The sequence below is a fragment of the Desulforhopalus glucosivorans genome (assembly GCF_054397165.1).
In genome coordinates, this window is record NZ_AP044854.1 from 546,863 (window position 1) to 573,104 (window position 26,242).

A 26,242-nucleotide genomic window follows, 5' to 3' on the forward strand; every position below is an offset into this window, starting at 1 on the left:
CGTGGAATTGTCACCTTTTTACCAGGAGTTGCTGACGAGTTTGAACAGAGGACTGCTTATGTCAGTTGCTCTTATTGTACCTTCTGCAATCGGCGGCGTATTGATCGGTATCCTTGCAGGTTCTGTGCGTACTTTTGGCAACACCTTTGTTAGAAAATGTGCTGACGCCTACGCCGCAGTCTTTCGGGGTACTCCTCTGGTTGTACAACTGTTCGTGCTCTATTTTGGTTTGCCAAATGTAGGTATTTACCTGTCTCCCTATATTGCAGCGGTAATTGGTTTTACGCTTTGTAGCGGGGCCTACCAGTCTGAGTATGTGCGTGGGGCGTTACTTTCCATTAAACGGGGGCAGTACCTTGGCGCTCAGGCCCTTGGCTTCACAACGTTTCAGTCGATTTTCTGGATTATTATTCCCCAGGCTGTCCGGCGGGCAATCCACGGTTGTGGTAACGAAATAATTTACCTGATAAAATATTCTTCCCTGGCATTTATTGTCACCTGCATAGAGTTGACAGGTGAGGGGAAAACCATTGCCACCGAGTATTTTCGTTTCACCGAGGTCTTTGGGCTTATCGGGCTCTATTATCTTGCCCTGGTCACCCTTGCCATCTTCTTACTCAAAAGAGTAGAAAAATACCTGCATGTTCCAGGTTTTGGCCAGGGCTGATGTCTTTCTTTTTTTAATAACACTCATCTATTATGCCTCAGTATTCAACTATTAACAGCGATATTGTAGCTGCAATCCATCAAAGGATATCTCCTGGATCGATTGTCTCTGACCCGGCTGAGCTTGACAAATATTCCCGGGATGTGTCCAGTTTGGAATATAAACCCGAGCTCGTTATAGAGGCCCAGAGTGTGGCTGATATTCAGGCAGTTATGGAGCTTGCAAATATCCATGGCTTTCCCGTTACTCCACGGGGTGGTGGGTCTGGTCTTGCTGGTGGCTGTCTTGCAAATTGCGGTGGTTTAGTGCTGTCCACAATCAAGTTGAACCGGATTGTACACATAGATACCGAAAATCTTCTGATGAAGGTGGAGCCGGGGGCTATTAGTCAGGATGTTCGTGATAGTGCCAGTGCTAAAGGGCTGTTTTACCCACCTGACCCAGCCGGAATGGACCAGAGCACCATTGGCGGAAACGCTGCAACCGATGCCGGTGGTCCCGCCTGTGTGAAATATGGTACCACCCGTGACTATATTCTTGGCCTTGAGGCGGTTCTACCCAGTGGAAAGTTGATCAGCACCGGAGTTCAGACACGAAAAGGTGTTGTGGGTTACGACCTCACCAATCTGCTTGTGGGAAGTGAAGGAACCCTTGGTATCATAACTTCTTTGACCTTGAAGCTGCTTCCGAAACCGGTTGGTACAACCGGGCTCATGTGTGTGTTTGATAATATGGTGTCCGCTATGAACGCTGTGGCGGCCATTCTTGGTAAGGGATATCTGCCAAGTGCCATCGAATTTCTGGATCATAAATGTCTATCACTCATCGGAGAATTGTTACCATTTTCCCTTCCTGATGGTAAGCCGTCTCTGCTTATCATTGAAATAGATGGGCCTGAAAAACAGATCAAAGAAGAGAGTGAAACACTCTGTACCCTTGTGAAGACTGAAGGCGCTGTAGATTTAATTAGAGCTGAAACCAGCGAGGAACGAGAGAAGATCTGGGCCACAAGAAGGCAGGTCAGTCTGCGTATCCATGACTACGCCAAGCTTTATATCCCAGAGGATATAGTGGTGCCCATCTCGGCCATAGCAGAGCTTGTGGGGGCATTACCAGAGTACGAAGAAAAATACGGTTTTGAAGTCTTTGCCTTTGGTCATGCAGGGGATGGTAATATTCATCTCAATATTACCACCCAGGATGCTGGCCAAGAGGCTCTTGCCTGGGAGGGAACAAAGGCTCTGCTTGAGTTGACTCTTCAGTTGGGAGGCACGATCTCAGGAGAACATGGTATTGGTATCGCTAAAGCTGCATATATTGAAATGGAGCTTGCTTCAGATTCCATTACCCTGCAGCGGGATATAAAAAAGTTATTTGACCCCAATATGATACTCAACCCTGGAAAGATATTTGTCTAATCCCATCAATACGTAAGCCAATCGATTGAAATTTATGGACAGTCAAGCAACTGAAAAACACCATTGTCAGGTGAGCCAAAGAGTACAAAATATCGCCACATCAGCCACTAAGGAGATGGCAATAATTGCTGCTCGCATTGGTGGCTGCGTGTCCCTTGGTCAAGGTGTCCCATCCTTTGGTACTCCTGCACATATTATTGAGGCGGTCACAAAGGTTCTGGCTGAAGATACAAATAGTGGCAAATATTCCCTGCAGACCGGAATGGGTGAGTTGCGACATAGTATTGCCGATTATCTGTTGCGAGAGAAAAATATATCCATAGATCCAGAAAGCGAGGTCTGTGTAACTGTTGGAGGAATGGAAGCTCTTCTGGCAACAGTTATGACTGTTGTGGATGAGGGGGATGAGGTCATTCTACCGACGCCAACATACGCCTCCTATATCGAGCAGGTTCTCCTGGCAGGTGGCACTCCAAAACATGTACCCCTTACCGGCGAGTGGGGGCTTGACCTTACCGCAATTGAAAAGGCCATAACTCCTAAAACCCGTGCCATAATGATCTGTAACCCTGGCAATCCAACGGGTACCGTTTTCTCAGATGAAGAGATACTAGCTCTTTGTAAACTTGCTGTTGCCTACAACTTTGTTGTGATAACAGACGAAGCCTATGACTATATCGTTTACGGCGGCGAAGAGCCGTGTAGTCCGCTTGGGATGGATGAGTTTCGCGACAATGTAATTTCGATCTATTCCTTGTCTAAAAAATATGCCCTTACCGGATGGCGGGTGGGTTGGGTAACAGCTACTGCCGGATGGATGGAGCAGATCATGAAAGTCCACGATGCAACGGCGATCTGTGCTCCTACACCTTCTCAGTTTGCAGCCCTTGCAGCTCTTGAGGGTGATCAGAGCTGTATAGATGAAATGCGAGAACAACTGGTTGAACGGAGGCAGCTCTGCTGCAATAGGTTAGACCGGCTCAAAGACTACTTTTCATATGTTCCACCTAAAGGTGCGTTTTATGTGATGGCAAAGTACCTTTTTTCAGCTGAATCTTCCCAGGAGGTTGCCACCAGAGTCCTTGAAGAAGCGAAGGTCATAACAATACCTGGCGGAGCATTTGGTACAGGTGGAGAGGGGCACTTGCGTCTTTCCTTTGGTGGTGAGCCAGAGGTTATAAATGAGGCCTTTGATCGAATTGAGAAGTGGCTTGGAGTGGCGGGAAAGTAACTCACAGCCCTCCCAAAAAAATAAAATGGATATTTTGCAACGTTTCTAAAGCTATACATTCTCGGTTAGTTCGAATCCTCATCTGCAATAGCCATTGCAAGAGAGACGAAATCCTGAATATAGGTTACGTCACTATCTGTTGTTCGTATAGCTGTGTAGAGCTTTTTATGAAGGCCTGAATTGCCTAGCCGAAGGGCTTTTATTGGCAGTAGTTCGGTATAGCCTGCAACCATCCAGTTCGGTAGTGCCGTTACTCCTCTTTTTGCTGCAACCATCTGGATCATTATTTCATGGTCTTCAATAACTTTGTGGTGGGCTGGCCTGCATCCCGCAGGCATTAAAAAGTGAGTAAAAATATCCAGCCGTTCAGTCTCCACCGGATAGGTAAAGAGTGTCTCGTTTTTCAGCTCCTCTGGAGTTACATGACTTTTCTTTCCTAGTCTGTGGTCTCTTGCCACAACCAGCACCATCTCGTAGGGAAAAACCGGGGTAAAGATGAGGTCATCATCATTGTATGGGTCTGGAGTGATGAGCAGATCTGTCTCATGATCTTTGAGAGCATTGTACCCATCAAACTGAAAGTCTTTTTTTATATCCATATCAACTTCCGGCCACTGCTGCAGGTAGGGCAAAACAATTGTAAGGAGCCACTGGTAACATGGATGGCATTCCATACCGATTCGGAGAGTACCTTTTTTACCATTTGAAAAGCGGGTGAGTGCGCTGTCTCCGTGCTCGAACTGAGGAAGGATTCTGTTGGCAAGATTCAGTAGAAAGTGACCTGTATCGGTAAACTCGAGGGTTCTGCCCTGTTTTAACCAGATCTTCACACCGCTCTGGTGTTCGAGCTTTCGGATGGAGTGGCTCAGTGCAGATTGGCTAAGATGCAGGGCTGCTGCGGCATCAGTCAGTGTTCTCTGACGGTCGATTTCACGGATTATTTCCAGGTGTGAGCGTTCTAGCATTGTATGTATGAGTTAAATTCATGGAATGATGAAATACTACCATTTTAAATCATGAATTAAAATGGCTATTGTATCAGTTAACAGCGAATGCCAGACCGGTATTACCTTGGATTATATGAAATTTTGAAATGATACAATAGAGGGAGACAGCAAATGTCGTCAAATATATTGGTAGAAAAACTCGATGAGGGCCCGGTGATTTGTGCTGAAGGCTTTCTTTTTGAACTGGAGCGACGTGGTTATCTCACCGCAGGGGAGTTTGTCCCGGAAGTAGCCCTGGAGTATCCGGAAGCACTGGAAGCATTGCACCGTGATTTTCAGCGGGCTGGATCGGATATTGTAGAGGCCTTTACCTATAACGGGCACAGGGAGAAGATGCGTGTAATCGGCAAGGAAGATCTGTTAGAGCCACTAAACAGGTCGGCCCTGCAGGTTGCCAAAAAGGTGGCAACGTCAAAGCCTGGAAATTTAATGGCTGGGAACATCTCCAACACCAATATATGGGACCCTCAAGATAAAGTTAAGCAGTTGGAAGTACGAAAAATGTTTGACGAGATGGTGGGCTGGGCTGTTGAAGAAGGGGCTGATATAATTATTGGTGAGACCTTCTATTATGCAGCAGAGGCCTACGCCGCACTGGAGGCCATTCAAGCTTCAGGGCTTCCGGCAGTGGTCACCATCGCGCCCATGGCAGAAAACCATATGATGGATAACATTTCCATCGTTGATACCTGTAAGGAGTTGGAGCAGCGTGGTGCAAATGTTGTGGGGATGAACTGCTTTCGTGGCCCAGAAACAATGCTGCCCTATCTACGCGAGATCCGTAAGGCGCTCTCATGCCATGTGGGAGCACTTCCCATACCGTATCGAACCAATGAGACTGAACCGACATTTTTTAACCTCTCGGACCATGCATCGTGTACCTGTCCTGCTCCCCACGGAAGAACCTTTCCAACGGCACTTGACCCTCTCTACTGTAATCGATATGAGATCGGTGAGTTCGCAAAAGAAGCATATGAACTGGGAATTAATTACCTTGGTGTTTGTTGTGGTGCTGCACCCATTCATATACGTCAGGTTGCAGAAGCCGTTGGGCTGACGACAGAGGCCAGCAGGTTTTCAGAAAATATGGCCAACCATTTCATGTACGGCTCCAATGATCGTTTGCCAGAGCATATAAAGGCATTAGGAGATAAGGCCTAGTCTAAATGATTCGCTGACTGGAACTAAAAAGGCCACTGACGTTGTGTGCTGATCTTTGTTTCAAGATCTGCATAACATAACGACGGTGGCCTTATGCAAACAGAGTGTAAAAAAATCCCCCCATTGTTTAGTCCTCCCCCTGTAAAAGTCACAACAATACTCTATAGCATTTGGGCTTAACTGCTGATCTTACTGCAAGGTATTTTACCGTCGGTGTATCGTTTGGTTCAGCCCCATTATTATCTTTTTAACGATCCTTCTCACAACTACACTTTTAATTAACCCTTACGTAAAGATAAAGATTGATTGCGGCTATCGTTTGGGATAGTATGCTTGGATTCATTTAATTATGTGGCTATGCACGATTGTAGTCGCCATTAAAAGAACTAAAGGATAAAGGTCTTAATTGGGGATACTCCCTTTTGCTAGAAAGCAGTACCGAGAACAGAATATATTGCGCAACCCAGAAATAAACTAACCCATCGATCAGTCGGGTCACCTTTTAATCAATGAATTGTATAGGTGGATGATGAACGGAAAGACAGGTGTTATTTACAGTGACGTGCAGAAAAGTGTTGATGATGTGCTCGCATATATGGGCAATGAGATCAGTTTTGCAATGACCTTAGCCCTTGGAAAGCCAGTTTTGTTCATTAACGAGTTGTATCGAAGGGCAAAAGAAGATTCCACCATTAAACTCAATATTGTTACAGCCCTGGCTCTTGAGCGACCTCCCATAAAAAGTGAAATTGAGAGACGATTTATGGGGCCTCTGGTCGATCGGATTTTTGATGGTACTCCCGCCTTTGATTACATGCATGATTTTCGCGCCGGTAATCTCCCTAAAAATGTTGAAATTTACGAATTCTTTAATAAGGCCGGTGGATACATGGAAACACCACAGGCCCAGAGAAACCACCTTAATTCGAATTATACCCATGTGATACGTGATGCCATCGATTTTGGATGCAACGTCTTTGGCCAGCTTATTTCAAGTCGTGAAATAGACGGAAAGATGATGTACTCCATGGGATGCAACACCGATATATGCATTAACGCAATAGAGGAATTGCAGAAGAAGAGGGCAGAAGGCGGGAAGGTTGCAATCATTGGAGAAGTTAATACCACGTTGCCTTTCATGTATGGAGATGCGGTCTTTGAAGGCGATCAGTATGATATTTTGCTTGAAGGACCAGAGTTTAACTATCCTTTGTTTGGTCCTCCTAAAGAAGCAGTAAGCCTGCGAGACCATGCAATTGGTCTCCACGTCAGTTCTTTGATAAAAGATGGGGGAACGCTTCAGGTGGGGATCGGCGCTCTTGGTGATGCCATTGCTGCTGGTCTGAGCATGAGACAGAATGAAAATAAAGTATATAACACTGTTTTGCAGTCAACAGGTATTGCTGATCAATATAATGGTTTGATAGAAAAAATTGGAGGGACCGGAACCTTTGACCAAGGATTGTACGGATCTTCTGAAATGTTTGTTGATGCTTTTCTTCAGCTCTATAAAAGTGGTGTTCTAAAGAGAAAAGTCTACGACTGCATACCAGTCATGAAGTTAATAAATAATGGGAAGCTTACTGGGGATACAATTCCTGATGATATTATCGAATCTCTTCTTGAAATCGAAGGTATACACACCATACTAACGGTAAAAGATTTTAAAATGTTGTCTAAATACGGTATTTTAAAAGACGGTCTTACATTTAAAGATGGTGAGATTATTGATGGAAAAACAAAAATATCCTGTGATTTTTCAATTGACGAGAACCTGACTCAGATAAAGACTGTTCTTGGTCGTAAGCTGAAGCGCGGTAAGGTCATACTTGGTGCATTTTTTATCGGTCCCCGTTCCTTTTATAAGGCTCTAAATGCAATGAGTGAAGAGGAGAGGATGCAGTTTGGTATGTCGGGGGTTGAAAAGGTGAATCAACTCTACGGCAATGAGGAACTTCGAACACTGCAAAGAAAAGATGGGCGTTTTGTTAATGCGGGCATGATGGTCAATGTCTTCGGTGCTATTACTTCCTCTACCCTTGAGTGTGGAAGGGTCGTCAGTGGTATAGGAGGGCAATATAATTTTGTCTCAATGGCCCATGCCCTCCCGGATGGCAGACTTATTATGATGATTCGCAGTACCAGAAATGCATGCAAGAAGATCAAATCAAATATTGTCTATCATTATGGACACACCTCAATACCAAAGCATCTCAGAGACATAATTGTAACGGAATATGGTATTGCTGATGTGAGAGGGAAGCCTGACTCAAAAATCGTTGAAGAGATTTTAAAGATAACGGATTCACGTTTTCAGGACGAGTTGATTAAGGAAGCAAAACGTCATGGAAAGCTCGCTTCGGACTTTGAACTGGCCCCTGAGTATAAACAGAATTTTCCTGAGAGAATCGATGCAATGCTTAAACCGTATCAGGCTGATGGACATTTTGCAGCCTTTCCGTTTGGGACCGATTTTACACCAGAAGAAATTACCCTGGGTGGTTCGCTGAAGAGTTTTGCGGCAAAGAAGAAGCCAGCTGTTATACGAGGTATTGTTGCTGAAATGTTCAGGCCCGTTCCCCCTGGCGCCAAACCTTATTTAGAGAGAATGCAATTGGATACTCCCAAAAACCCTAAAGAAAAAATAATGCGAAAAGTTGTGTTATCTGCCATGAGGGCCCATGGAACAATCTAGGGTCTTGCCCGGCAAGTTCCATATATGCATATTTAGATTGTTGTTGAGTCCCAAGAGAGAATCACCATGTTACAACTGATTGTAAGCCATCATTAAAGAGTTGCATGAGTTGCTTGTTGTCAGGGTTCTTTTTAGAGAAGATCAGGTAGGTGGAATGTGAAACCAATGGTGTTCGGGACCATGTTAGTTTTCTTATGTCACTGGGTGAAAAATGCTCTTTTAGTTTGTGAAGGCCAACATCTTTACTGATGGGGAATATATCTATTTGTTCCATAAATAATTTTCTGAAATTGAGAATATCATCAGAGGCCCAGTCAATATTGATTTCTCCTTTTCTTCCTGCCTCAGTAAAGTCAGGGGTATATGCAGAACCTAGTGTGGCCCCAATGGTTGTGCCTTGAAGATCCGCGATACTATGCCATCTGAAAAATGTTTTTTTAAGATGGAAGAATAGTGTGTCGCTCTGCAGTATCGGGTCGCTGAAATAAAATTCATCTTCCCTTTCTTGAGTTTTCACGTTTGTAAATGAGCCGTCATACTCTCCGTTTTTTACTAACTCATATGCCCTGGTCCAAGGGTGCCAACTGTACTGTACCCTCATGTCTTGTTTTGCGAAGATGGAAGTCGTTGTCTCTGGAATTCTGCCGAGTTGAGCAATTTTTTTCGAATAATAGGGCGGGTATTCTCCCAGGGCCAATTGTACTGTTTTACCCCGCGAAGTGGGATTGAGGAGCTTGTCGGCAAGCATATGGCAAAGTGGTAATATACCCATGTAAGGCCTTGTTTTAAAATCTAATTCATGGGGGAATCCCAATGGTTTGGCGGTTACCATTTTCCTTGGAATCTGTTTGAAAGCTATTGACCTGTTGTCTTTATATGAGAATTATACCAAATTTGAGATCAATTATCATTTTGTTTGGTCTAAAACAGAGTCGAATGCGTGTACTAGTATTGGCCTGATTTCTTAGCCCGCATTTCTCATGAGCTTTTACGACACAAGCTTAACTGTATAATTTATTAATTAAAAATGACTGCCGCAAATAACAGTATGTTTTTTGTTTGAAATCAAAAAGCCCACCCTTCGGGTCAAAAGATTTCTCCGCAGGTACAGCGTTACAAACCACTTGGAGTAGTTTACTACGCCGGCGTGGCTTGTGCCTCGACCTGCGGAAAAATTTATTGATGAGAAATACGGGGTAGGCCTATTGCAATAAAATGTTGCTTTTGGGTGGGATAATGAAAAGATAATTTTTGCGATTGTCACAGAAAAAGTGATACCCTGTCAGGATACAATGATTGTGTAACAGTTTCTCTTTTGACCACCTGGAATATATTTGTACACCTGTGTTAACATGCTGACATTTCTACGTTGCCTACTAATATTATTATTGAGCAGTCTTCCCGTGGCTGCTGAAAGTATACATCAGACAACTGCACCACAAATACTTATCCTTAATTCATATCATAAAGGCTATAGCTGGTCAGATCAGATCCTCGATGGTATTGAGAGCGACGTGTTGCTTCAATTCCCAGAGGCTGAAATCCGTGTCGAGTATATGGACACCAAGAGAAACAGCTCAGGCAGATATCTCGCTGAGCTTTCAAGGGTGTATGATCTGAAGTTTTCTAACGAAAAATTTGATCTGATTTTTGCAAGCGATGATAACGCTATTGATTATCTGATGTCTGTTCGCAGCACTTTATTTCCAAATGTACCCATCGTTTTTTGCGGAGCAAATAGGAGTCACAACGACACGCAGATAAAGGAGCATAACCTAACCGGGGTCCTTGAATATGCTGATATTAAGCAGACTGTTGACCTTGCCCTGCAGTTACAGCCAAAAACCCAAAAAATAGTCATAGTAAATGATAAAACCACGACAGGGAATAGCATTGGTTTAGAGTTTGACCGGTTTCTTCACGAGAGTGGAGGCAGGTTTGAAGTCACCCGCCTTGACGATTTACCTCTTGATCAGTTAGCAGCAGAGCTTCATAAGCTGCCAAGTGATACCATTGTACTGTTGCTTGCATATCTGCGTGATAAAAATGGAATATACTACGACCCTGCCCAAACCGCTGAGGTCCTAACAAAGGCCAGCTCTGTTCCTGTGTATAGTGTATGGGATTTTTATTTTAATCATGGCGTTGTAGGGGGTGTTATGACCTCCGGGCATCTTCAGGGGCAGGCTGCCGCGAAGCTTGGTTTGCAGATTTTGCAGGGGAGCTCTGTTGAAAGTCTTCCAATAGAGTTTGAGGGAGGTAATCGTGTAGTCTTTGATTATAGTGCCATGCAGCGTTTTAATCTGCCTGTGGATAAACTGCCCCAGTCAGCAATTGTTGAAAATATTAAATATACCAGTCAGAAAAATGTCCTGGTTTTGAATTCTTACTCTGCTGATAATGCCTGGACACGCGCAATTATGGAAGGGGTTGAAGAGAGTTTTGCGGAATCAAATCTAACTGTTACGACCTTTGTTGAATATATGGATACCAAAAGGTATTCCAGTAGTGCCTACATGTTGATGTTGGCTAAAACAATCGCACATAAATACGCGCAGACACCACTTGATGCGATAGTTGTTTCAGATGATAACGCTTATAACTTTATACTGCGTCACCGCTCTACTCTTTTTGAGGGAGTGCCTGTTGTCTTTTGTGGTGTGAATTATCTGGAAAACACCGATTCTCTCCAAGAACAAGGTATTACAGGTGTCGTTGAGTCGTATGATATTCTAGGGACGATGCAACTGGGTCTGACTCTTTTTCCAGACACTAAGAACATTCTTGTGGTGAATGATGACACCACTACTGGTAAGGCAAATGTACAGCGTTTAACCGATGTGCTGCCCCAATTACCAGATTATGTAAGGGTGGATTTTATACCGAAGACATCTATGCAGGCCCTGCAACAACGATTGTCGTTACTCGGTGATGAAACGCTTGTATTGCTTATGTCGTTTACCAAAGACAAAAATAATCATCGATTCTCTTACCGACAGAGTGTTGCAATGGTTTCAGAGGCGTCATCTCGGCCTGTTCTTGGTTTTTGGGATTTTTACAGTGGGGAGGGAATTCTTGGGGGAGTAATAACCAGTGGTTTTGATCAGGGTCATCTGGCAGGAGATCTTGCTGTTGCACTCTTGGATGGCCAGGATATCAGATCTCTACCTGTAATGACAAAGAGCCCGGTGCGAGCAACGCTTGATTACAATGTTCTCCTGCGTTTTGGCCTTGAGGATAAGGATTTCTCAGATAAAGTGGAGGTCTTAAATCAGCCGATATCTCTGTTTGATCAATATCCTGATCTTATTTACACCATTGTTGTTGTGATTTTTATACTTGTCCTGCTTGTCGCCTCCCAGGCAGGTAAGATAGTTTTTCAGAGCAAACGGCAAAAAGTTCTCTCAGAAAGGGCGGAGACTGATTCCCTCACAGGGACCAAAAATAGAAGCTTTCTTATGCAGTCGTTGGAAAGAAATATTGAGCAGGGTGTGGCTGATAATCAACCTCTGGTTGTCTGTTATTTTGATCTGGATAATCTCAAGCAGGTAAATGATGATGAAGGGCATAAGGCGGGGGATACTTATATTACTACGGTGGTGAAGATTGTGCAGCGCCATATACGTTCCGGAGATATTCTGTGCAGGGTGGGAGGGGATGAGTTTGTCATCGTCCTGCCCCATTGTTCTAAAGAAAAGATTGATGAGTTATGGAACTATATTTACAATGAGTTTCAGCAAAAGAAACAGTTAGGAATACTCTCGGGAAATACCGGGATAAGCTACGGTTTCGTAGAACTCGATCCAGCAAAGCCGCTCTCTGCCGAGGTTCTCATTGAGAAGGCGGACAGCAATATGTATAAACATAAAATGGCTAAGAAAAGGTAGTTCTTGTATACGTTTACGTCCTGATTTGGCTTTCGCGAAAAACCTTGATGAACCTGTCAAAGATGATTCTGTTGCACATCTCTAAGTAAATTTCTTCGTCATGCAGGCCACGGCAGATCGCTTATTTCCTGTAGGTGTATATCGGATTGTTTGAGAAAAACTCTGGTTTTACTGCAAACAGGTGCCGTGGTTACTATACTGACCTTAATTGAGGGTGCTACATCTCTGATAGCTTGAACTTTTTCAAAAAGCTTCTTCCCGTCGGACATAATAATCCTGCTCTTGCGATCTACGATAATCCCGATAGTATCCTCGGCGATCTTGGCAAGTTTCGTCCTTGGGGGTAGATTGTACGCTTTTGGATCAAGTTGCATTTATTATAGATTCTTTCTAGTAGGGTTAGAAAAATCTTCTTTGGATGCACCGCATACCGGACATGTCCAACTGTCTGGAAGATCCTCAAAAGCAGTACCGGGATCAATTCCCTCATCAGGGTCCCCCAGGGCTGGGTCATAAACATAGCCGCAAAGAGCACAAATATATTTATCCATAATGGTTCCTTTAAAAATGATTTTGTAACATTACGTTTACACAAGCCTTGTTTATTCAGCAACAGGGTAATTCATTTTATCAGGAATGACACCCCTTACTCCTCCGCGTGGCGCTGGAGTGTCACCATCTCGCCTCGGAATGAGGTGGATATGACAATGAAATATGGTTTGTCCTGCCGATTCGCCACAGTTTATACCGATGTTAAAACCTGTGACTGATGAATCGGCATTGCTGATTATCTCCTTGCACCTATGGATCAGTTTGTCAGCGTGATACTTTTCCATGCGGGTAAGCGAGAAGTAGTCTTCAACATGGCGACGTGGAATGATGAGTATGTGATTTTTGCTGACCGGATTCTGGTCAAAAATAGCTATCGCTGTCTTGCACTCTGTGATCGGATTAACTGCCGATTGCATTCTGCAAAACAGACAGTTTTCATCAGTGATGTCATTGTTGTTTATATCCATATTTCACCGGTCTGTTCGCGGATATTGAGTGTGTTTAATACTTTCCAACAGGTGCAAGATAGACCGTAAACTCATCATTGCCATCTACTTGAAGTAAATCATCCATTGCTTCCTGGTCATAGGCGGCTATGGCACAGGTCCCTGCACCGATATTTTCACAGGCAAGGTAGAGATTTTGGCATACGTGGCCAGCATCAAGTAAGATGACACGATGTGCCGAGTCAAGATATCGCCATTCCATCCGGTATGGAATAGTCGTCCAGACAAATGTGACAGCACTTTTTGCCACAAATTTCTGGCCAAAGGCCGCCTGGGAGATTGTATCCATGAGTTGTGGCTTGCTCTCATAGAGGAGAACCAGTTCATTTGAGAGGGGCAGGAAGCGATAGAGACCAGGTGTGATTGTCTCAACCCTGTTGATAAACAGATAGGTCTCAAAACTGTGTCGGGCACCTGCTGATGGTACGGTTCGAAACTGGGGTTGATCTCTTTCGGGACTTCTCTGTCCCTGGGTGGCCCAGAGAAGAAAACTCAGTTCTGAGTTGGTAAGTGCTGTTTTTGTAAAACTTCTCCTGCTTTTTCTCTCTGATATAACGTCCACAAGACTCTTTTGGTTAATGTTTGTTTTCCATTCTTCCATCTGAGGTAAAGCAATTCGTGGGAGTTCCTTGGGAGCTGGTTTTTCAAGGGGTGGTCCTGGTATGCCACGGTGTTGATCGCTTTGTCGAAAGTCGATGGTTTTTCTTAGGCTGTCTTTTAAGAATTGACGATGAATATGGTGATCATTCATTTTAAGCTCCTTGTCGTCTCTTGTGGGAGGGCTTCATGTCACGATGTTTGCGTCCTTATAGCAAAGAACAATAACCTGAATTTGCCAATTGCCAAGGGAACTATGGCTAACAAATAAAGAGGTTATGGATAATTATTTTGCCTTGCAAAACTATTTAAATGATAGTTAAATAAAATTGATATATAAATATATTGCTGTAGTTTTGTAGTTCTTCGCATTGCGATACCTTTTATTCTCCAGAAAGAAAGTAATTTGCCCTTTATCATCTTACAGGAGGTTCAATGGACGCTGCCCAAAATACTACCTCTTCCAGTCGTACTTCTCGCATTCTTATCTCTGAGATTGATCCGCCTAAAGGTGTCATTCTCGACTCATTTTTACAAACAGCGTCCCAGATGCGGGGGCGTTTGGATAATGTTCGGGTCACGGACTGTGAACACGCTATTATGCGAATGTCGCCAGTTGCTCCCTGTCTTGCATTAAAGAAGAATGGGTTTGAGCCGGAGATGGTCATCACGGGTCGTGATCGAAACAGAATTTCGTTTCAGGCAGACCTTTTGTCTGCATCAGCCCTTGGAATAAAAAATATCGTCATAAAAGAGGGAAACGACCCTGCAGAAGGGGATCAGCCGGTGGTGAGAACCAGTGGCGATCTTGATCTTGTGACGATGTTGAAATGCGTGCGGGCGCTCAATAGTGGTAGAGATCTTGGCGGAGAGGAGCTTGAAGGGGCAACAGACTTTACTGTTGGAGTGGCTATCGACCTCTCAGACGATGTTAATTTTAACCGCGAACGGGCAGAATTTTTCAAACAACTTCAAGGCTACGGGGTGCAATCCGTAACCTTGGGTCCAACCTATGATCTGAATATTATCGAGATGTTTCTTCCATTTGCAGAGGAAACCGGGATACAGCTGTTTACCTCGGTAATGTTTCTTAAATCTGTCACAATGGTACGTTACCTTAATAACTTGCCAGGTGTACCTTCAATCCCTCAAGAGTTTTTAAAGAAGATGATCCAGGCTCCTGTGAAAAAAGATGCCGGGTTAGAGGCGGCAGCAGAGCTGATGAAAGAACTTGATACTGTTGTTGATGGAACTGTCCTTCTTGCTATGGGATGGAAGGATAGACTCCCAGAATATCTCGATCTTATAGGCCGGTAATTAACGTGAAGAGTTCGTTTGTTGTTTCGACAGCAAATAGGGACCCGGTATCGTTACAAAAAGAGTTAGGGCCCTATAATTACCTTGCTACTATTTTGGAAGAGACTCCAAATGGCGTTGTGGTGGTGGGACCGGACCACCGGGTTATCCATGCAAACCCGGCAGCCAGCTGCTTCTTAGGAGTTGAGTATGGAACTCTTTCAGGGCAGCCTTTGGAATCACTTATCGGTGCTAAATATGGAGACTTTTACCTCCTTATTCAGGATTATGCAAAATTGCAGGGCAAAAAGGATGATTTAAAGATTCGTCATGAACTTGAATTTAATAGTGGCGAAGAGCATTGGATTTTAAATGCAGTCGCAGTCTTTCCTCAGTCCTGTCTCGATTACTATCTGTTGTATTTCATAGATATTACCCAGCAAAAGCAGCTTGAAGGTGAGTTGCGCCGTAGAAACAGTTTCTTTCAAAATCAGATAGATAGTTCAGTAGATGGAATAATTGCCTCCGACCGGCAGGGTCGGATCATGCTCTTTAATAAAGAGGCACTTTCTCTTTTGGGATACATGGAAGAGGATACCCGGGATCTTCATGTAACTGAACTCTATAATGAGGGTGTGGCGTACGAACTCAAGAAGAGGATGCGAAGTAAGCATTTTGGCGGTGAGGGTAAACTCTTACGCCATGAGATGATAGTAAAACATAAGGATGGTCAGGATATCCCGGTGAGCTTTTCTGGTGGAATCATTTACGACCAGGGAGAGGAAATCGGAACCTTTGGTCTGTTTACTGATCTTCGCGCTATTCAGCAGGTAGAAGAAGACCTTCAGCAGGCACAGCGGATGTTAATGCAATCTGAGAAAATGGCCGGGCTTGGCAGGCTTGCAGCAGGGGTTGCCCATGAGATCAACAATCCCATGTCAGGCATTATGCTCTACGCCAATCTGATCCAGGAAGATTTGGGGAAAGATCATATACTCAGTAAGGACCTGGATACCATCATACATGAGGCTGAACGATGTAAGGTGATAGTAGCTGATCTTCTGGAGTTCTCACACCAGACCAGCTATGAAATGGAATTGACAGATCTCAATGATGTGATCCATAAAACTATCACTATCCTCCAGCATCAGCCACTGTTTCAGGACATTGATTTTGTCCTGCAGCTAGCCGAAGATCTACACCCTATTTATGGCAACTCGATCAGATTGAATCAGGTGGTGATGAATATAATCGTCAATGCCGCCCAGGCAATGGATGGCAAAGGTAATTTGATTATCACGAGCACTATTCGAGCGAACAATGATCTTGTAGAGATCAGCATAAAAGACTCAGGGCATGGGATACCACCTGAGTTAGTCGAAAAAATATTCGATCCTTTCTTTTCAACGAAGGCAACAGGCGAAGGGGCAGGACTTGGGCTGTCAGTTTCATACGCCATAGTAAAAGAGCATAAAGGGTCAATTCGTGTTGTATCTGAGCCGGAATCAGGAACCACCTTTACCTTGAGGTTCCCCGTTGTAATGGAAACTTTGATGGGAGAAAACCATGGCTAAACCCTCTATTTCCCCCGATGAAAGAAATCGCAAGTTCTTACGTAAACTCCAGATTCGAAATGTGGACGTCCAGGCCTGTTATCAGTGCGGGAGGTGTTCGTCCGGATGCCCTGTGGGAGATTACTTCGATATCAGCGTGATGCAGGCGGTGCGACTTGCGGCCTATGGTCAGGAAGAGCGACTCTTGGGTACCGAAACAATCTGGCTGTGTGCCGCCTGTGAAACCTGTGCTACACGCTGTCCTAATAATATTGATATTACAGGACTTATGGATGTGTTGAGAGAACTTGCTCTCAGAAAAGGCATAGAACCTGCCCAACCTAAAATTGCCAGTTTTCACAAGTCATTCTTAGGTTCAATAGGTCGTTGGGGCAGGGCCTGGGAGGTGGGGATGATTGCAGCCTACAAGGTAAGGTCTCGTGATTTTCTAGGTGATATGGTCCTTGGCCTGAACATGTTTGGCAAAGGAAAATTGAAGCTGCTTCCCCATTCTATTTCTGGGAAGTCTGAGATTAAAGATATTTTTTCCGGCAAGGGAAAGGAGTATGACAGATGAAACTATCTTACTACCCCGGCTGCTCCCTTGAGGGAACGGCGCTAGATTATGATCATTCGGTCCGTGAGGTGTGTCTTAGTTTAGGGATTGAACTTGTTGATATACCTGATTGGAACTGTTGTGGGGCATCTTCTGCCCATATGACTGACCATGAGATAGGTATGCGACTCCCCATGCGCAACTTAACTTTAGCAGGGACCTTAGGCAATGATATCCTCGTACCATGTGCCGCTTGTTTTCAGCGGTTGAAGGCTGCTGATAAGGCTCTGAGAAAGAATGCACCTCAGTGGGATGTTCCTGAGTATTCTCCTGGCTTTGAGATTATTCATATCAGTACCTTACTCGCTCGCGCTGATATGCAGAAAATCATCACTGATAAAGTGATAAGTGATCTCAGTGGTTTGAAGATCGCCTGTTACTACGGCTGTCTTTCCTTACGAAACCCTGAAGTAACAGGTGCTCCCCAGTGGGAAACACCAGACACGCTCGAGCGAATCATGGAAGGAATTGGTGCAGATCCTGTGCGCTGGTCGCACAGAACAGAGTGTTGCTCGGGCAGCCTTACCATGGCACGGCCTGATATTGCCGAAAAACTGGTGGGTGACATTGCACGTGCTGCAAGAAGGGCGGGGGCTACAGCTCTGGTAACTGATTGCCCCATGTGCCAGGCCAATATGGAGACGCGACAGCTTACAAGAGAAGAAGGGGAAACCAGGTTGCCGGTTTTCTTTGCCACAGAGTTAATTGTTGCTGCAATCAGCGGCAGTTATCCTGCGGAGCAACAGAAAAAGCATCTGGTTTCTCCAGATATTTTAACAGATATCATACACAACAGGGCGGCGGTGAGTGAGGAGGCTATATGAAAGCAAATCTCAATGGCTTACCAAAAAAGAGTAGCCCACCAACCGGAGCCGTAATGGTTATTGGTGGTGGAATTAGTGGTATGCAGTCCGCTCTTGATCTCGCCAACTCAGGTATCAAAGTCTATTTGGTCGAACGTTCTCCTGCCATCGGCGGGAAGATGGCCCAGCTTGATAAGACCTTTCCTACCAATGATTGTTCGATGTGTATTGTCTCCCCCAAGCTCGTTGAGGTGGGACGACACAGGGATATTGAACTACTCACCCACAGTGAGGTGACAGGCATAGAAGGCGATCCTGGTAACTTTACAGCATCTGTTGTTCGCCATGCACGTTATGTGGATGTTGATAAATGCACCGGTTGCGGGTTGTGTGAACTGGTCTGTCCGGTGACCCATGTTTCCAGCTTTCCTCCAGTACAAGCGGAGGGCGAGAAAAAGAAAAAACTGCGGGCAAAAGTCAAACAAACTATTACAGGCATAAAGCCTCCAACGGCGACAGATAGACATAAATGGACTTTTACAGTGGATGAAGAGGCCTGTTCAATGTGTGGCGGCTGCTACTCTTCATGTTTACAGGGTGCTGTTACCTGGCAGAAGAAAAGTGTCGCAAGCATTGATCAGGATAAATGTACTGGCTGTGGTGCCTGTTATGTTGCCTGTCCTGAAAAGTTTAATGCCATTACCATGAGCAATGTACCCGATCTTGAAAAAAGTTTAGGGGCCGCTGTACATGCAAGATCTGAGCTTTTGAAAAAAGAGTTGGAAGTTCAGGATGGGACGAGTTGTGTGCGTTGTGGGCTCTGCGCCATTACTTGTAGCAAGGTGATGAATATAGGTGCACTAAAAATGGTGGAAGACGGGATTGAGGCAGGACAGGATATCTGCCAGGTCTGCGGTGCCTGTGTCTCTGTCTGCCCTGTTAATTATCTTTCAATAGATCAGGTGACAAATAAGGAACCACAACTGTTACGCAACGATTTCAATGAGGGTTTAAATGGCCGAAAACCGGTCAATATCCTCTACCCTCAGGCGGTACCACGGGTGCCGGTCATAGATGAACAAAGCTGTGTACATCTCAGCACTGGTGCCTGCGGGACCTGCGCCTCAATTTGTGGCGTAGGAGCAATTCACTATGAATCTAAAGAAGAAGAAATTGAAATTGAGGTGGGCTCAGTCATTTTCTCCCCGGGTATTGAGGTGTTTGATGCCAGGATGCGGGGTGAGTTTGGGTATGGGCAGTATAAGAATGTTGTGACCAGTATAGAGTTTGAACGCTTACTTTCCGCCTCTGGACCCACCTCCGGGACAGTTGCACGGCCAGGCGATAATAAACATCCTAAAAAGATAGCCTGGATTCAATGCGTTGGTTCAAGGGATCACTCATGTGATCGGGATTATTGCTCTTCTGTCTGCTGTATGTACGCAACCAAAGAAGCATTTATCGCAAGGGAGCATGATTCGTCCATTGAGCCTACAATCTTTTACATCGATATGCGCTCCTTTGGTAAGAACTTTGACGACTATGTGGAAAGAGCCAAAGATAATAATGTGAAATTTGTTCGGGCCATGGTGAGTCGGATCTTTGAAGATCCCGTAACAGGGGATTTGGAATTACGATACGTTGACGGCGCTGGCAACAGGAGAATAGAAGACTTTGATATGGTGGTCCTCTCTGTGGGAGTCCAGGTACCAAAGCCTGTTAAAACTTTGGCTGAAACCATTGGTATAGAGCTCGATAGGTATGGGTTTGTGGTGACCGATGCGTATCAGCCCCTTGCGACATCAAGACCCGGAATCTTTGTCAGTGGCGCTGTAAATGGGCCAAAAGATATCCCTGAGACGGTATGTGAGGCGTCAGGTGCCGCCGAAGCCGCATCTGCTGCTCTTGCAGGTGCACGTGGAGAGCTGATTGAGGCAGAACAACTCCCCGAAGAGTTATTGTTTACGGATGAAGATGAGTTACGAATTGGTGTATTTATCTGCCACTGTGGCACTAACATAGCCTCTGTGGTGGATGTCGATGCGGTGACTGAGTATGCCAGAACCCTGCCTGGAGTGGTCTATGCAGAGCATCCACTCTACACCTGCTCCCAGGACTCCCAGGAGCGGATGCGTGATATCATCAAAGAACATCGACTCAACAGAGTGGTCACCTCCGCCTGTTCTCCCACGACCCACGAGCCACTGTTTCAATCAACGCTCAGGCAGGCCGGGCTCAATAAGTATTTCTTTGATATGGCAAATATCCGTGATCAGTGCAGCTGGGTACACCCCGATGACCCTGAACTTGCAACTGAGAAATCAAAGCGTCTGACCAGGATGGCAGTGGCTAATGCTGCAGCCGGTGAACCCCTTGATGAAATGGAGTTTGAGGTGGATTCAAGGCTTCTGGTTGTCGGTGGTGGACTTGCTGGAATGACTGCGGCGGTGGAGGCCTCACGTCAGGGTTTTGGAGTGTATGTAATAGAAAGAGATGCAGTCCTGGGAGGACATCTGCGCAACCTGCACCGCAATAGCGATGGCCAAAAGTTCGCAGGTTTTATTGATGAGTTAAGTAAGCAGGTCATGCAGGACGAACGGATTAAGGTTTTCACAAGTAGTGAGGTGGTTGAACAGAGTGGTTTTGTTGGTTCCTTTGAAACTGATATTGTGATGCCTTCGGGTGCCACCAGGACCTTAAAACACGGTGCAATTTTACTGGCAACTGGGGCCCAGGAATATAGGCCTGAGATTCACGGTCTTGATACGTTCGAAAGAGTAATGACCCAAACAGATTTTGAAGCAGAACTCGAAAAGCTTGAAACAAGCGAGCTCGAGGGTTGGGAGCATCTGCGGGTTGTTATGTTGCAATGCGCAGGTTCCAGAGACAGCGAACATTTGCCCTATTGCTCAAGGGTGTGTTGTAATCATGCGGTAAAAAATAGTCTTAAGCTGAAGACAATGTTTCCCAAAACTCGTGTAGACGTATTGTACAGAGATATGCGTTGTTATGGACACGGTGAAATTGATTATCGCCATGCCCGTCGTGCTGGAGTCAATTTTATTCGTTTTGACCCGTTGGAAAATCCACCAACAATTAATGCTGAGGCTAGTGGCATCTCAATAAGTGTAACAGATCCGTCCATTGATATGGAGGTGCGTTTGTACCCTGATATCCTGGTGCTTTCAACTGGAATGAAGGCCCGAGATACGGAAGAGCTTGCCTCCATGTTACGTGTACCACGGCATGAGACCGGCTTTTTCATTGAGGCCCATGCAAAGCTTCGCCCCGTTGACCTGCCAAGCGAAGGTCTGTTTATGGCGGGAACAGCCCATGGACCAAAAAGCAGTAGTGAAACTATCATCCAGGCACAGGCGGCTGTTGCGCGTGCTGTGACACTGTTGGCCCAGGACAGGTTGCAGATGTCTGGTGTCGTTTCCAAGGTGGACCCAACCAACTGTGCTGTTTGTCTCACCTGTGTTCGCGCATGCCCTTACGGGGTTCCATTCATTAATGATGAACATTCAGCTGAGATTAACCCGGCACTATGCCAGGGATGTGGCATCTGTGTAGCAGAATGTCCGGCGAAAACTATTAGCCTTGGCAGATTTGAGGATAGAAATATAAAAGCGAAAATAGAGTCATATGGTCTGGCGTAGTCTGGTGTAGTTACTGATTCTGGTCAGGAAAGGAGTTGTACCTATGAGCGATTTTTCACCAAACGTTATTGTCTTTGCCTGTCGCCATTGAGCGTATTCCGCAGCGGACCTGGCAGGTTCGGAACGAAGACCCTATCCACCGGCAATAAGCATAGTCATGCTTCCCTGTACTGGTCGTATTGATGAATCACTATTACTTGCTGCCTTTGAAAATGGTGCGGATGGAGTGATGGTTATTGGCTGCCTGGAGGGTGATTGTCACTATATCTCCGGAAATATTCGAGCGAGATCCCGTGTTGAGCGGGTTTATAAAATTCTTGAACAGATAAAAATTGGTCCGGATCGGATTCGAATGTTCAACCTTAGCGCTGGAGAAGGAGAGCGATTTGCCTCCTATGCCAACGAATTTGTGGAGCAGATTCGAACGATTGGAGCCAGCCCGATTAATATTGTTCGTGCAGGCGGTTCTGCCCAATTAAAAGAAAATCCAGAAAACACTGAAAATACAGAAGGTACAGAAAGAACAGAAAGGGAGGCGACATGATAACAGGAACACCTAAACCCATTGATGAGGTTCTGGAAATGCTCGAACCGTACGACAATATCATCGTGGCCGGTTGTCATGGGTGTGTCACCGTTTGCAGGGTGGGAGGAGAAAAAGAGGTGCAGGTTCTCGCATCCACTGTTCGGCTGGCAAGAGAAGCTGCGGGTAAGAAAATAACGATTAAGGAAGTAAGTATTGAGAGGCAGTGTGACCCTGAATATGTCGAGCAGATGCGTCCCTATGTTGGAGATTATCAGGCAGTCCTCTCCATTGCCTGTGGGGCTGGAATTCAGTTTCTGGCGGAAAAGTTTACCACAACGCCGCTCTTGCCGGGAATCAATACAGGCTTTCTTGGAGTGACCGAACGGCAGGGTGAGTGGGCGGAGCGTTGCCAGGGATGCGGAGATTGTGTCCTACACTTAACTGGTGGCATCTGTCCTGTGACCAGATGCGCCAAGTCACTGTTTCATGGGCCTTGTGGAGGCTCTGTTAGAGGGATTTGTGAAGTGGACAAAGAAATACAATGCGGTTGGCAGCTTATTATAGATAGACTGGTATCCCTTGATCAGATGGAGAATTACTCGAAGTTAAAGCCCTATAAGGGATGGAAATCTGCGCGACATGGTGGACCACGGCGTATAATTCGGGAGGATATGATCTGATGAAATCAGGAAGCAATCTGGAAAAGGTACTCGAAGCAGGTCATTTTTCAGTCACCGCAGAGTGCGGGCCTCCTAGAGGTGCGGACCCGGACATTGTGCGTAAAAAGGCCGCATTTGTAAGAGGCCACGTTGATGCCTGTAATGTGACCGATAATCAGACCGCAATGGTGCGAATGAGCTCCCTTGCAGGTTGTATGCTTATAAAAGAGGAAGGTATTGAACCACTGATTCAGATGGTGGTACGGGATCGTAATCGTATAGCACTCCAGTCTGATCTTTTGGGTGCCTCGGCTATGGGGGTGAGAAATCTCTTATGTCTATCTGGAGATCATCAAAAATTTGGTGATGACCCCCAGGCAAAAAATGTTTTTGATATCGACTCCATGCAGCTCATTCATCTTGTTAAAACCATGCGAGATGACGGGGTATTTCCCTCAGGAGATGAGCTGGAAGGCGCACCCAAATTTTATATAGGTTGCGCAGTAAACCCCTTTGCTGATCCATATGAAATTCGTATTCCACGATTGAAGTTGAAGATGGAGGCAGGCGCAGACTTTGTCCAGACCCAGTGCATCTACAACATGGATAAGTTTAAAAAGTACATGGAGGATGCAAGGGCGCAAGGCTTACATGAAAAGATTAAGATCCTCGCAGGTGTTACACCGCTTAAATCAGCAGGAATGGCAAAATTCATGCGCAGAATGGTAGCTGGAATGGATATTCCAGAGGATGTTGTTGAGCGTATAGCAGCAGAACCTAAGGAGAAACAGGCAGCAAAAGGTATTGAGATGTGCATCGAGCAGATTCATGAATTAAAAGAGATCGAAGGTGTTGCCGGAGTACATGTTATGGCAATTGAGTGGGAAGAAAAACTGGAAGAGATTATTGGAGGAGCGGGCTTGTTGCCCCGCCCGGTAGTGGAGTGAGAGGAGAGAGGCTATCCCCGGAAACAGGGAAATAAGCCAATATAAGTACCTTGGTGGTTGTTTAAGTTCTTAATTTCTAAAGAGCCTCCAGATTTCTTGTTATTTATGACAGGTATTCAGGAGTAAGGTACTAACAATAATTACGGAGGAATCATATGTCAGAAAATAAAAAAGTGTTGTTAGTAGATGATGATCCTGATTTCGTAGAAGCTGTAAAAGTTATTGTTGAGAGTGGGGGCTACGATGTACGGGTAGCCTGTGATGGACAAGAAGGTCTTGAGGCCGTTGCAGCGGAACGTCCGGATATTATTATTCTCGATGTTATGATGCCGGTAATGGATGGTCATAAGGCATGTGCGGCACTTAAAGGCAACAAAGACACAGCCGATATACCAATTATTCTGCTTACTGCAGTGGCTGATCGGGTAACTACAAGTAAATATACCCATCGCGATATGCTTGAGAGCGAAGCAGAAGATTATATGCCAAAACCTGTGGAGCCTAAAGAGCTACTGGAACTCATCAAGAATTGGTTGAAGTAGATTGGGTTGGCAGGTGCGTTGATGTTCTTGTCAGAGATTCAGTCTCTAACCCTCAGCTTTTTGATTCTGGTAGGGGAGATGGGTAATGGATGATCTACGTATTTTAGTCATCGATGATGAGCAGGTAATACGTGATGGTGTTGAGCGGGCCCTCGTAACAGAGGGGTATGCGATTACTAAGGCATCGGACGGTCTTGCGGGTTTGGAAATGCTGCAAAGTGAGAGCTTCCATATCGTTCTTACAGATCTAATGATGCCTGGTATGGACGGTTTTGCGGTGCTTGACTGGATTCGTGAGAATCAGCCTAATGTTCAGGTAATTGTTATTACCGGTTTTGCAACAGTAACTAAAGCTGTGTCCGCCATGAAGCAGGGAGCTTTCGATTTTGTAGGTAAACCGTTTACGCCAGATTATATACGAGTGGTGGTAAACCGGGCGGTTGACAGGTTGAGAATGCAGGAAGAAACTGCACGCCTTAGAGCTGAAAAAAAAAGGGGACTGGAGGCAATCGATAAATCCGAGAGTCGCTTAAAAACTGTTTTTGGTTGTATGGCAGAGGCTGTTCTCATTACTGACGCTGACGGAATTGTGGTGCTCCATAACCCTGCAGCCATTAAAAATCTTGAAATCCAGACCGATCCTGTTATCGGCAAACATCTTTCAGCCTCCATAGGAGATTCTACGGCTATCTCCATGGTGGAAGAAGTCGTGAAGCAGTCTAAGGCCGTTATTCGGGAGTTCAGCCCCGGTTCTATTTCCAGAAAATTTCTACGGGCGTACTGTTCTCCTGTGATTACTGAACAGAATGAAGTTGTTGGTTCGGTGACTATTTTTGAGGATATTACCACCCATAAAGAAATCGACCAGATGAAGTCGGACTTTGTCGCCATGGTAGCCCATGAACTCAAGTCCCCCCTCGCCTCAGTGGAACAGATGATCTACGCAGTTCAGGTGGGCTGTGAACATGAACAGACCGCCTCCTGTAATGGTCTCCACTCGCGGATGACAGCACGGACTAAGGATCTGTTACGTCTTATTGATAATCTCCTCAACCTATCAAAACTTGAGAGTGGAACTGTTGTTTTTAATCTTGAGCCGGTGCGTGGAGAGGACATTATCCAGGATGTATTGGAAATATCCAGACCTCAGGCAGAGGCTAAAGATATTACTCTTCAGTACTCGTCAGCAGATGAGGAGTGGTGGTTTAAGGTAGATTACGATCATATGCGAACAGCATTCATGAACATTGTTTCAAATAGTATCAAATATACACCGGATGGAGGACAAGTCAGTCTCAAGTCTGCTGTGAGTGGAGGTTTTATCTCTTTTTCTGTGAAGGACACAGGGATAGGGATCAGTGAGGAAGATTTACCGCACATATTTGATAGGTTTTACAGGGTGCGTGGGAAGGCAACCAGAAATATAATTGGTTCCGGGCTTGGTCTTGCTCTCGTGAAAGAGGTTGTAACCGCCCATCAGGGCTATCTCGATGTTGAGTCAACTCCCGGGGTTGGAACGACATTCTCCATCAGTTTTCCATTGGTTCATGAGAATGGAACTGCTGCAGAAAATAAAGATCTCTCATTTATGTAGTTCTATCATCTCGACATTATCTTACTAAAAAAGATAACGGTAATCCAACTTGGGTTATCGATATTTTTGTTGATCCTGCCGTGAGATCGGTTGTCGATCCTAACAACGACATCGATGATTAAACTCTAGAGCTTGTGCCTTCTTTTTAGAAAAGCTTGGTATCAATCACGCAAGTAACTTTAAACAGCGGGGGAATATATGTACTTATTTAACAAAGGACGCAAAATATTTTCATCTGTTACTCTGGCGGTGATAGTTACATTTTCTGTTACTGTGTTATCGATTGTCGGGCTACCTCAATCAGTACGTTCTTCTTTTCTGGGCAT

The 26,242-nt window shown here is 45.2% G+C and carries 21 protein-coding genes and 1 pseudogene; 16 read left to right on the forward strand and 6 right to left on the reverse strand.

The window, feature by feature from the left end:
* Position 1 precedes the first annotated feature (1 nt).
* The 3 genes from ACX6CI_RS02380 to ACX6CI_RS02390 are packed head-to-tail and all read left to right on the forward strand — an operon-like array spanning position 2 to position 3,316.
* Positions 2 to 667 carry an amino acid ABC transporter permease gene (locus ACX6CI_RS02380; RefSeq protein WP_458776584.1) on the forward strand — a complete coding sequence of 222 codons (666 nt, stop codon included), beginning with the start codon at positions 2 to 4 and terminating at the stop codon, positions 665 to 667.
* A gap of 32 nt (positions 668 to 699) precedes the next feature.
* Complete coding sequence (locus tag ACX6CI_RS02385; RefSeq protein ID WP_458776585.1) at positions 700 to 2,085, forward strand: FAD-binding oxidoreductase; 1,386 nt, start codon at positions 700 to 702, stop codon at positions 2,083 to 2,085.
* A gap of 34 nt (positions 2,086 to 2,119) precedes the next feature.
* Positions 2,120 to 3,316: a pyridoxal phosphate-dependent aminotransferase gene (locus ACX6CI_RS02390; protein ID WP_458776586.1), complete on the forward strand. Its 1,197-nt coding sequence runs from the start codon at positions 2,120 to 2,122 to the stop codon at positions 3,314 to 3,316.
* 65 nt (positions 3,317 to 3,381) lie between these two features.
* Here the strand turns inward: ACX6CI_RS02390 and ACX6CI_RS02395 are convergent, their stop codons facing one another.
* Positions 3,382 to 4,281 (reverse strand): LysR family transcriptional regulator, encoded by a 900-nt coding sequence (locus ACX6CI_RS02395; protein ID WP_458776587.1) that lies wholly within the window; start codon positions 4,279 to 4,281, stop codon positions 3,382 to 3,384.
* Between the two features lie 153 nt (positions 4,282 to 4,434).
* Here ACX6CI_RS02395 and ACX6CI_RS02400 point away from each other — a divergent pair, with 153 nt between their 5' ends.
* Entirely contained in the window at positions 4,435 to 5,484 is a 1,050-nt protein-coding gene (locus ACX6CI_RS02400; protein ID WP_458776588.1) for a homocysteine S-methyltransferase family protein, read from the forward strand.
* Between the two features lie 526 nt (positions 5,485 to 6,010).
* Positions 6,011 to 8,179 carry an acetyl-CoA hydrolase/transferase C-terminal domain-containing protein gene (locus ACX6CI_RS02405; protein WP_458776589.1) on the forward strand — a complete coding sequence of 723 codons (2,169 nt, stop codon included), beginning with the start codon at positions 6,011 to 6,013 and terminating at the stop codon, positions 8,177 to 8,179.
* Positions 8,180 to 8,240: 61 nt separating this feature from the next.
* On the opposite strand, the gene ACX6CI_RS02410 is transcribed toward ACX6CI_RS02405, so the two are convergent.
* On the reverse strand, positions 8,241 to 8,951 hold the full coding sequence (locus tag ACX6CI_RS02410) for a substrate-binding periplasmic protein (protein ID WP_458776590.1): 711 nt from the start codon (positions 8,949 to 8,951) through the stop codon (positions 8,241 to 8,243).
* A gap of 631 nt (positions 8,952 to 9,582) precedes the next feature.
* Between ACX6CI_RS02410 and ACX6CI_RS02415 the strand changes: the two genes are divergently transcribed.
* Positions 9,583 to 12,066: a diguanylate cyclase domain-containing protein gene (locus tag ACX6CI_RS02415; RefSeq protein ID WP_458776591.1), complete on the forward strand. Its 2,484-nt coding sequence runs from the start codon at positions 9,583 to 9,585 to the stop codon at positions 12,064 to 12,066.
* 98 nt (positions 12,067 to 12,164) lie between these two features.
* Here the strand turns inward: ACX6CI_RS02415 and ACX6CI_RS02420 are convergent, their stop codons facing one another.
* From ACX6CI_RS02420 to ACX6CI_RS02435, 4 genes are read right to left on the reverse strand one after another with little or no spacing between them, the layout of a single operon-like run.
* Positions 12,165 to 12,440 carry a hypothetical protein gene (locus ACX6CI_RS02420; protein ID WP_458776592.1) on the reverse strand — a complete coding sequence of 92 codons (276 nt, stop codon included), beginning with the start codon at positions 12,438 to 12,440 and terminating at the stop codon, positions 12,165 to 12,167.
* A gap of 3 nt (positions 12,441 to 12,443) precedes the next feature.
* Positions 12,444 to 12,617, reverse strand: a complete 174-nt coding sequence (rd, locus tag ACX6CI_RS02425) for a rubredoxin (RefSeq protein WP_458776593.1) — start codon at positions 12,615 to 12,617, stop codon at positions 12,444 to 12,446.
* A 51-nt stretch (positions 12,618 to 12,668) separates the two neighbouring features.
* Entirely contained in the window at positions 12,669 to 13,085 is a 417-nt protein-coding gene (locus ACX6CI_RS02430; protein WP_458776594.1) for an HIT family protein, read from the reverse strand.
* 34 nt (positions 13,086 to 13,119) lie between these two features.
* The gene (locus ACX6CI_RS02435; protein WP_458776595.1) at positions 13,120 to 13,875 is read right to left on the reverse strand and encodes a SagB/ThcOx family dehydrogenase; all 756 of its coding nucleotides are present in this window, start codon (positions 13,873 to 13,875) and stop codon (positions 13,120 to 13,122) included.
* A 281-nt stretch (positions 13,876 to 14,156) separates the two neighbouring features.
* Between ACX6CI_RS02435 and ACX6CI_RS02440 the strand changes: the two genes are divergently transcribed.
* The 10 genes and pseudogenes from ACX6CI_RS02440 to ACX6CI_RS02485 all read left to right on the forward strand — a co-directional run bounded on the left by ACX6CI_RS02440 (position 14,157) and on the right by ACX6CI_RS02485 (position 25,916).
* Complete coding sequence (locus tag ACX6CI_RS02440; RefSeq protein WP_458776596.1) at positions 14,157 to 15,038, forward strand: methylenetetrahydrofolate reductase; 882 nt, start codon at positions 14,157 to 14,159, stop codon at positions 15,036 to 15,038.
* A gap of 5 nt (positions 15,039 to 15,043) precedes the next feature.
* Complete coding sequence (locus ACX6CI_RS02445) at positions 15,044 to 16,591, forward strand: two-component system sensor histidine kinase NtrB (RefSeq protein ID WP_458776597.1); 1,548 nt, start codon at positions 15,044 to 15,046, stop codon at positions 16,589 to 16,591.
* Positions 16,584 to 17,147, forward strand: a complete 564-nt coding sequence (locus ACX6CI_RS02450; protein ID WP_458776598.1) for a 4Fe-4S dicluster domain-containing protein — start codon at positions 16,584 to 16,586, stop codon at positions 17,145 to 17,147. The genes ACX6CI_RS02445 and ACX6CI_RS02450 overlap by 8 nt, the downstream gene beginning before the upstream one ends.
* Positions 17,144 to 18,010 carry a CoB--CoM heterodisulfide reductase iron-sulfur subunit B family protein gene (locus tag ACX6CI_RS02455; RefSeq protein ID WP_458776599.1) on the forward strand — a complete coding sequence of 289 codons (867 nt, stop codon included), beginning with the start codon at positions 17,144 to 17,146 and terminating at the stop codon, positions 18,008 to 18,010. Before ACX6CI_RS02450 ends, ACX6CI_RS02455 begins: the two co-directional genes overlap by 4 nt.
* A pseudogene (locus tag ACX6CI_RS02460) lies at positions 18,007 to 21,579 on the forward strand (FAD-dependent oxidoreductase); the annotation flags it as partial. The gene ACX6CI_RS02455 and the pseudogene ACX6CI_RS02460, both read left to right, overlap by 4 nt.
* A 112-nt stretch (positions 21,580 to 21,691) precedes the next feature.
* Positions 21,692 to 22,192, forward strand: coding sequence for a hydrogenase iron-sulfur subunit (locus ACX6CI_RS02465; RefSeq protein ID WP_458776600.1), 501 nt, complete (start codon positions 21,692 to 21,694; stop codon positions 22,190 to 22,192).
* A complete protein-coding gene (locus ACX6CI_RS02470) occupies positions 22,189 to 22,854 on the forward strand; it encodes a methylenetetrahydrofolate reductase C-terminal domain-containing protein (RefSeq protein ID WP_458776601.1) in 666 nt (221 codons plus the stop codon). The genes ACX6CI_RS02465 and ACX6CI_RS02470 overlap by 4 nt, the downstream gene beginning before the upstream one ends.
* Positions 22,854 to 23,780: a methylenetetrahydrofolate reductase gene (locus ACX6CI_RS02475; RefSeq protein ID WP_458776602.1), complete on the forward strand. Its 927-nt coding sequence runs from the start codon at positions 22,854 to 22,856 to the stop codon at positions 23,778 to 23,780. The genes ACX6CI_RS02470 and ACX6CI_RS02475 overlap by 1 nt, the downstream gene beginning before the upstream one ends.
* A gap of 155 nt (positions 23,781 to 23,935) precedes the next feature.
* Complete coding sequence (locus ACX6CI_RS02480; protein WP_458776603.1) at positions 23,936 to 24,322, forward strand: response regulator; 387 nt, start codon at positions 23,936 to 23,938, stop codon at positions 24,320 to 24,322.
* A gap of 85 nt (positions 24,323 to 24,407) precedes the next feature.
* Positions 24,408 to 25,916, forward strand: a complete 1,509-nt coding sequence (locus ACX6CI_RS02485; protein WP_458776604.1) for an ATP-binding response regulator — start codon at positions 24,408 to 24,410, stop codon at positions 25,914 to 25,916.
* Positions 25,917 to 26,242: the final 326 nt, after the last annotated feature.

Bases quoted from the DNA above. Each gene is read 5' to 3' on its own strand.
- ACX6CI_RS02385 (WP_458776585.1), top strand. From the start codon at position 700: ATGCCTCAGTATTCAACTATTAACAGCGATATTGTAGCTGCAATCCAT.
- ACX6CI_RS02390 (WP_458776586.1), top strand. From the start codon at position 2,120: ATGGACAGTCAAGCAACTGAAAAACACCATTGTCAGGTGAGCCAAAGA.
- ACX6CI_RS02395 (WP_458776587.1), bottom strand. From the start codon at position 4,281: ATGCTAGAACGCTCACACCTGGAAATAATCCGTGAAATCGACCGTCAG.
- ACX6CI_RS02400 (WP_458776588.1), top strand. From the start codon at position 4,435: ATGTCGTCAAATATATTGGTAGAAAAACTCGATGAGGGCCCGGTGATT.
- ACX6CI_RS02405 (WP_458776589.1), top strand. From the start codon at position 6,011: ATGATGAACGGAAAGACAGGTGTTATTTACAGTGACGTGCAGAAAAGT.
- ACX6CI_RS02410 (WP_458776590.1), bottom strand. From the start codon at position 8,951: ATGGGTATATTACCACTTTGCCATATGCTTGCCGACAAGCTCCTCAAT.
- ACX6CI_RS02420 (WP_458776592.1), bottom strand. From the start codon at position 12,440: ATGCAACTTGATCCAAAAGCGTACAATCTACCCCCAAGGACGAAACTT.
- rd (WP_458776593.1), bottom strand. From the start codon at position 12,617: ATGGATAAATATATTTGTGCTCTTTGCGGCTATGTTTATGACCCAGCC.
- ACX6CI_RS02430 (WP_458776594.1), bottom strand. From the start codon at position 13,085: ATGGATATAAACAACAATGACATCACTGATGAAAACTGTCTGTTTTGC.
- ACX6CI_RS02435 (WP_458776595.1), bottom strand. From the start codon at position 13,875: ATGAATGATCACCATATTCATCGTCAATTCTTAAAAGACAGCCTAAGA.
- ACX6CI_RS02440 (WP_458776596.1), top strand. From the start codon at position 14,157: ATGGACGCTGCCCAAAATACTACCTCTTCCAGTCGTACTTCTCGCATT.
- ACX6CI_RS02450 (WP_458776598.1), top strand. From the start codon at position 16,584: ATGGCTAAACCCTCTATTTCCCCCGATGAAAGAAATCGCAAGTTCTTA.
- ACX6CI_RS02455 (WP_458776599.1), top strand. From the start codon at position 17,144: ATGAAACTATCTTACTACCCCGGCTGCTCCCTTGAGGGAACGGCGCTA.
- ACX6CI_RS02470 (WP_458776601.1), top strand. From the start codon at position 22,189: ATGATAACAGGAACACCTAAACCCATTGATGAGGTTCTGGAAATGCTC.
- ACX6CI_RS02475 (WP_458776602.1), top strand. From the start codon at position 22,854: ATGAAATCAGGAAGCAATCTGGAAAAGGTACTCGAAGCAGGTCATTTT.
- ACX6CI_RS02480 (WP_458776603.1), top strand. From the start codon at position 23,936: ATGTCAGAAAATAAAAAAGTGTTGTTAGTAGATGATGATCCTGATTTC.
- ACX6CI_RS02485 (WP_458776604.1), top strand. From the start codon at position 24,408: ATGGATGATCTACGTATTTTAGTCATCGATGATGAGCAGGTAATACGT.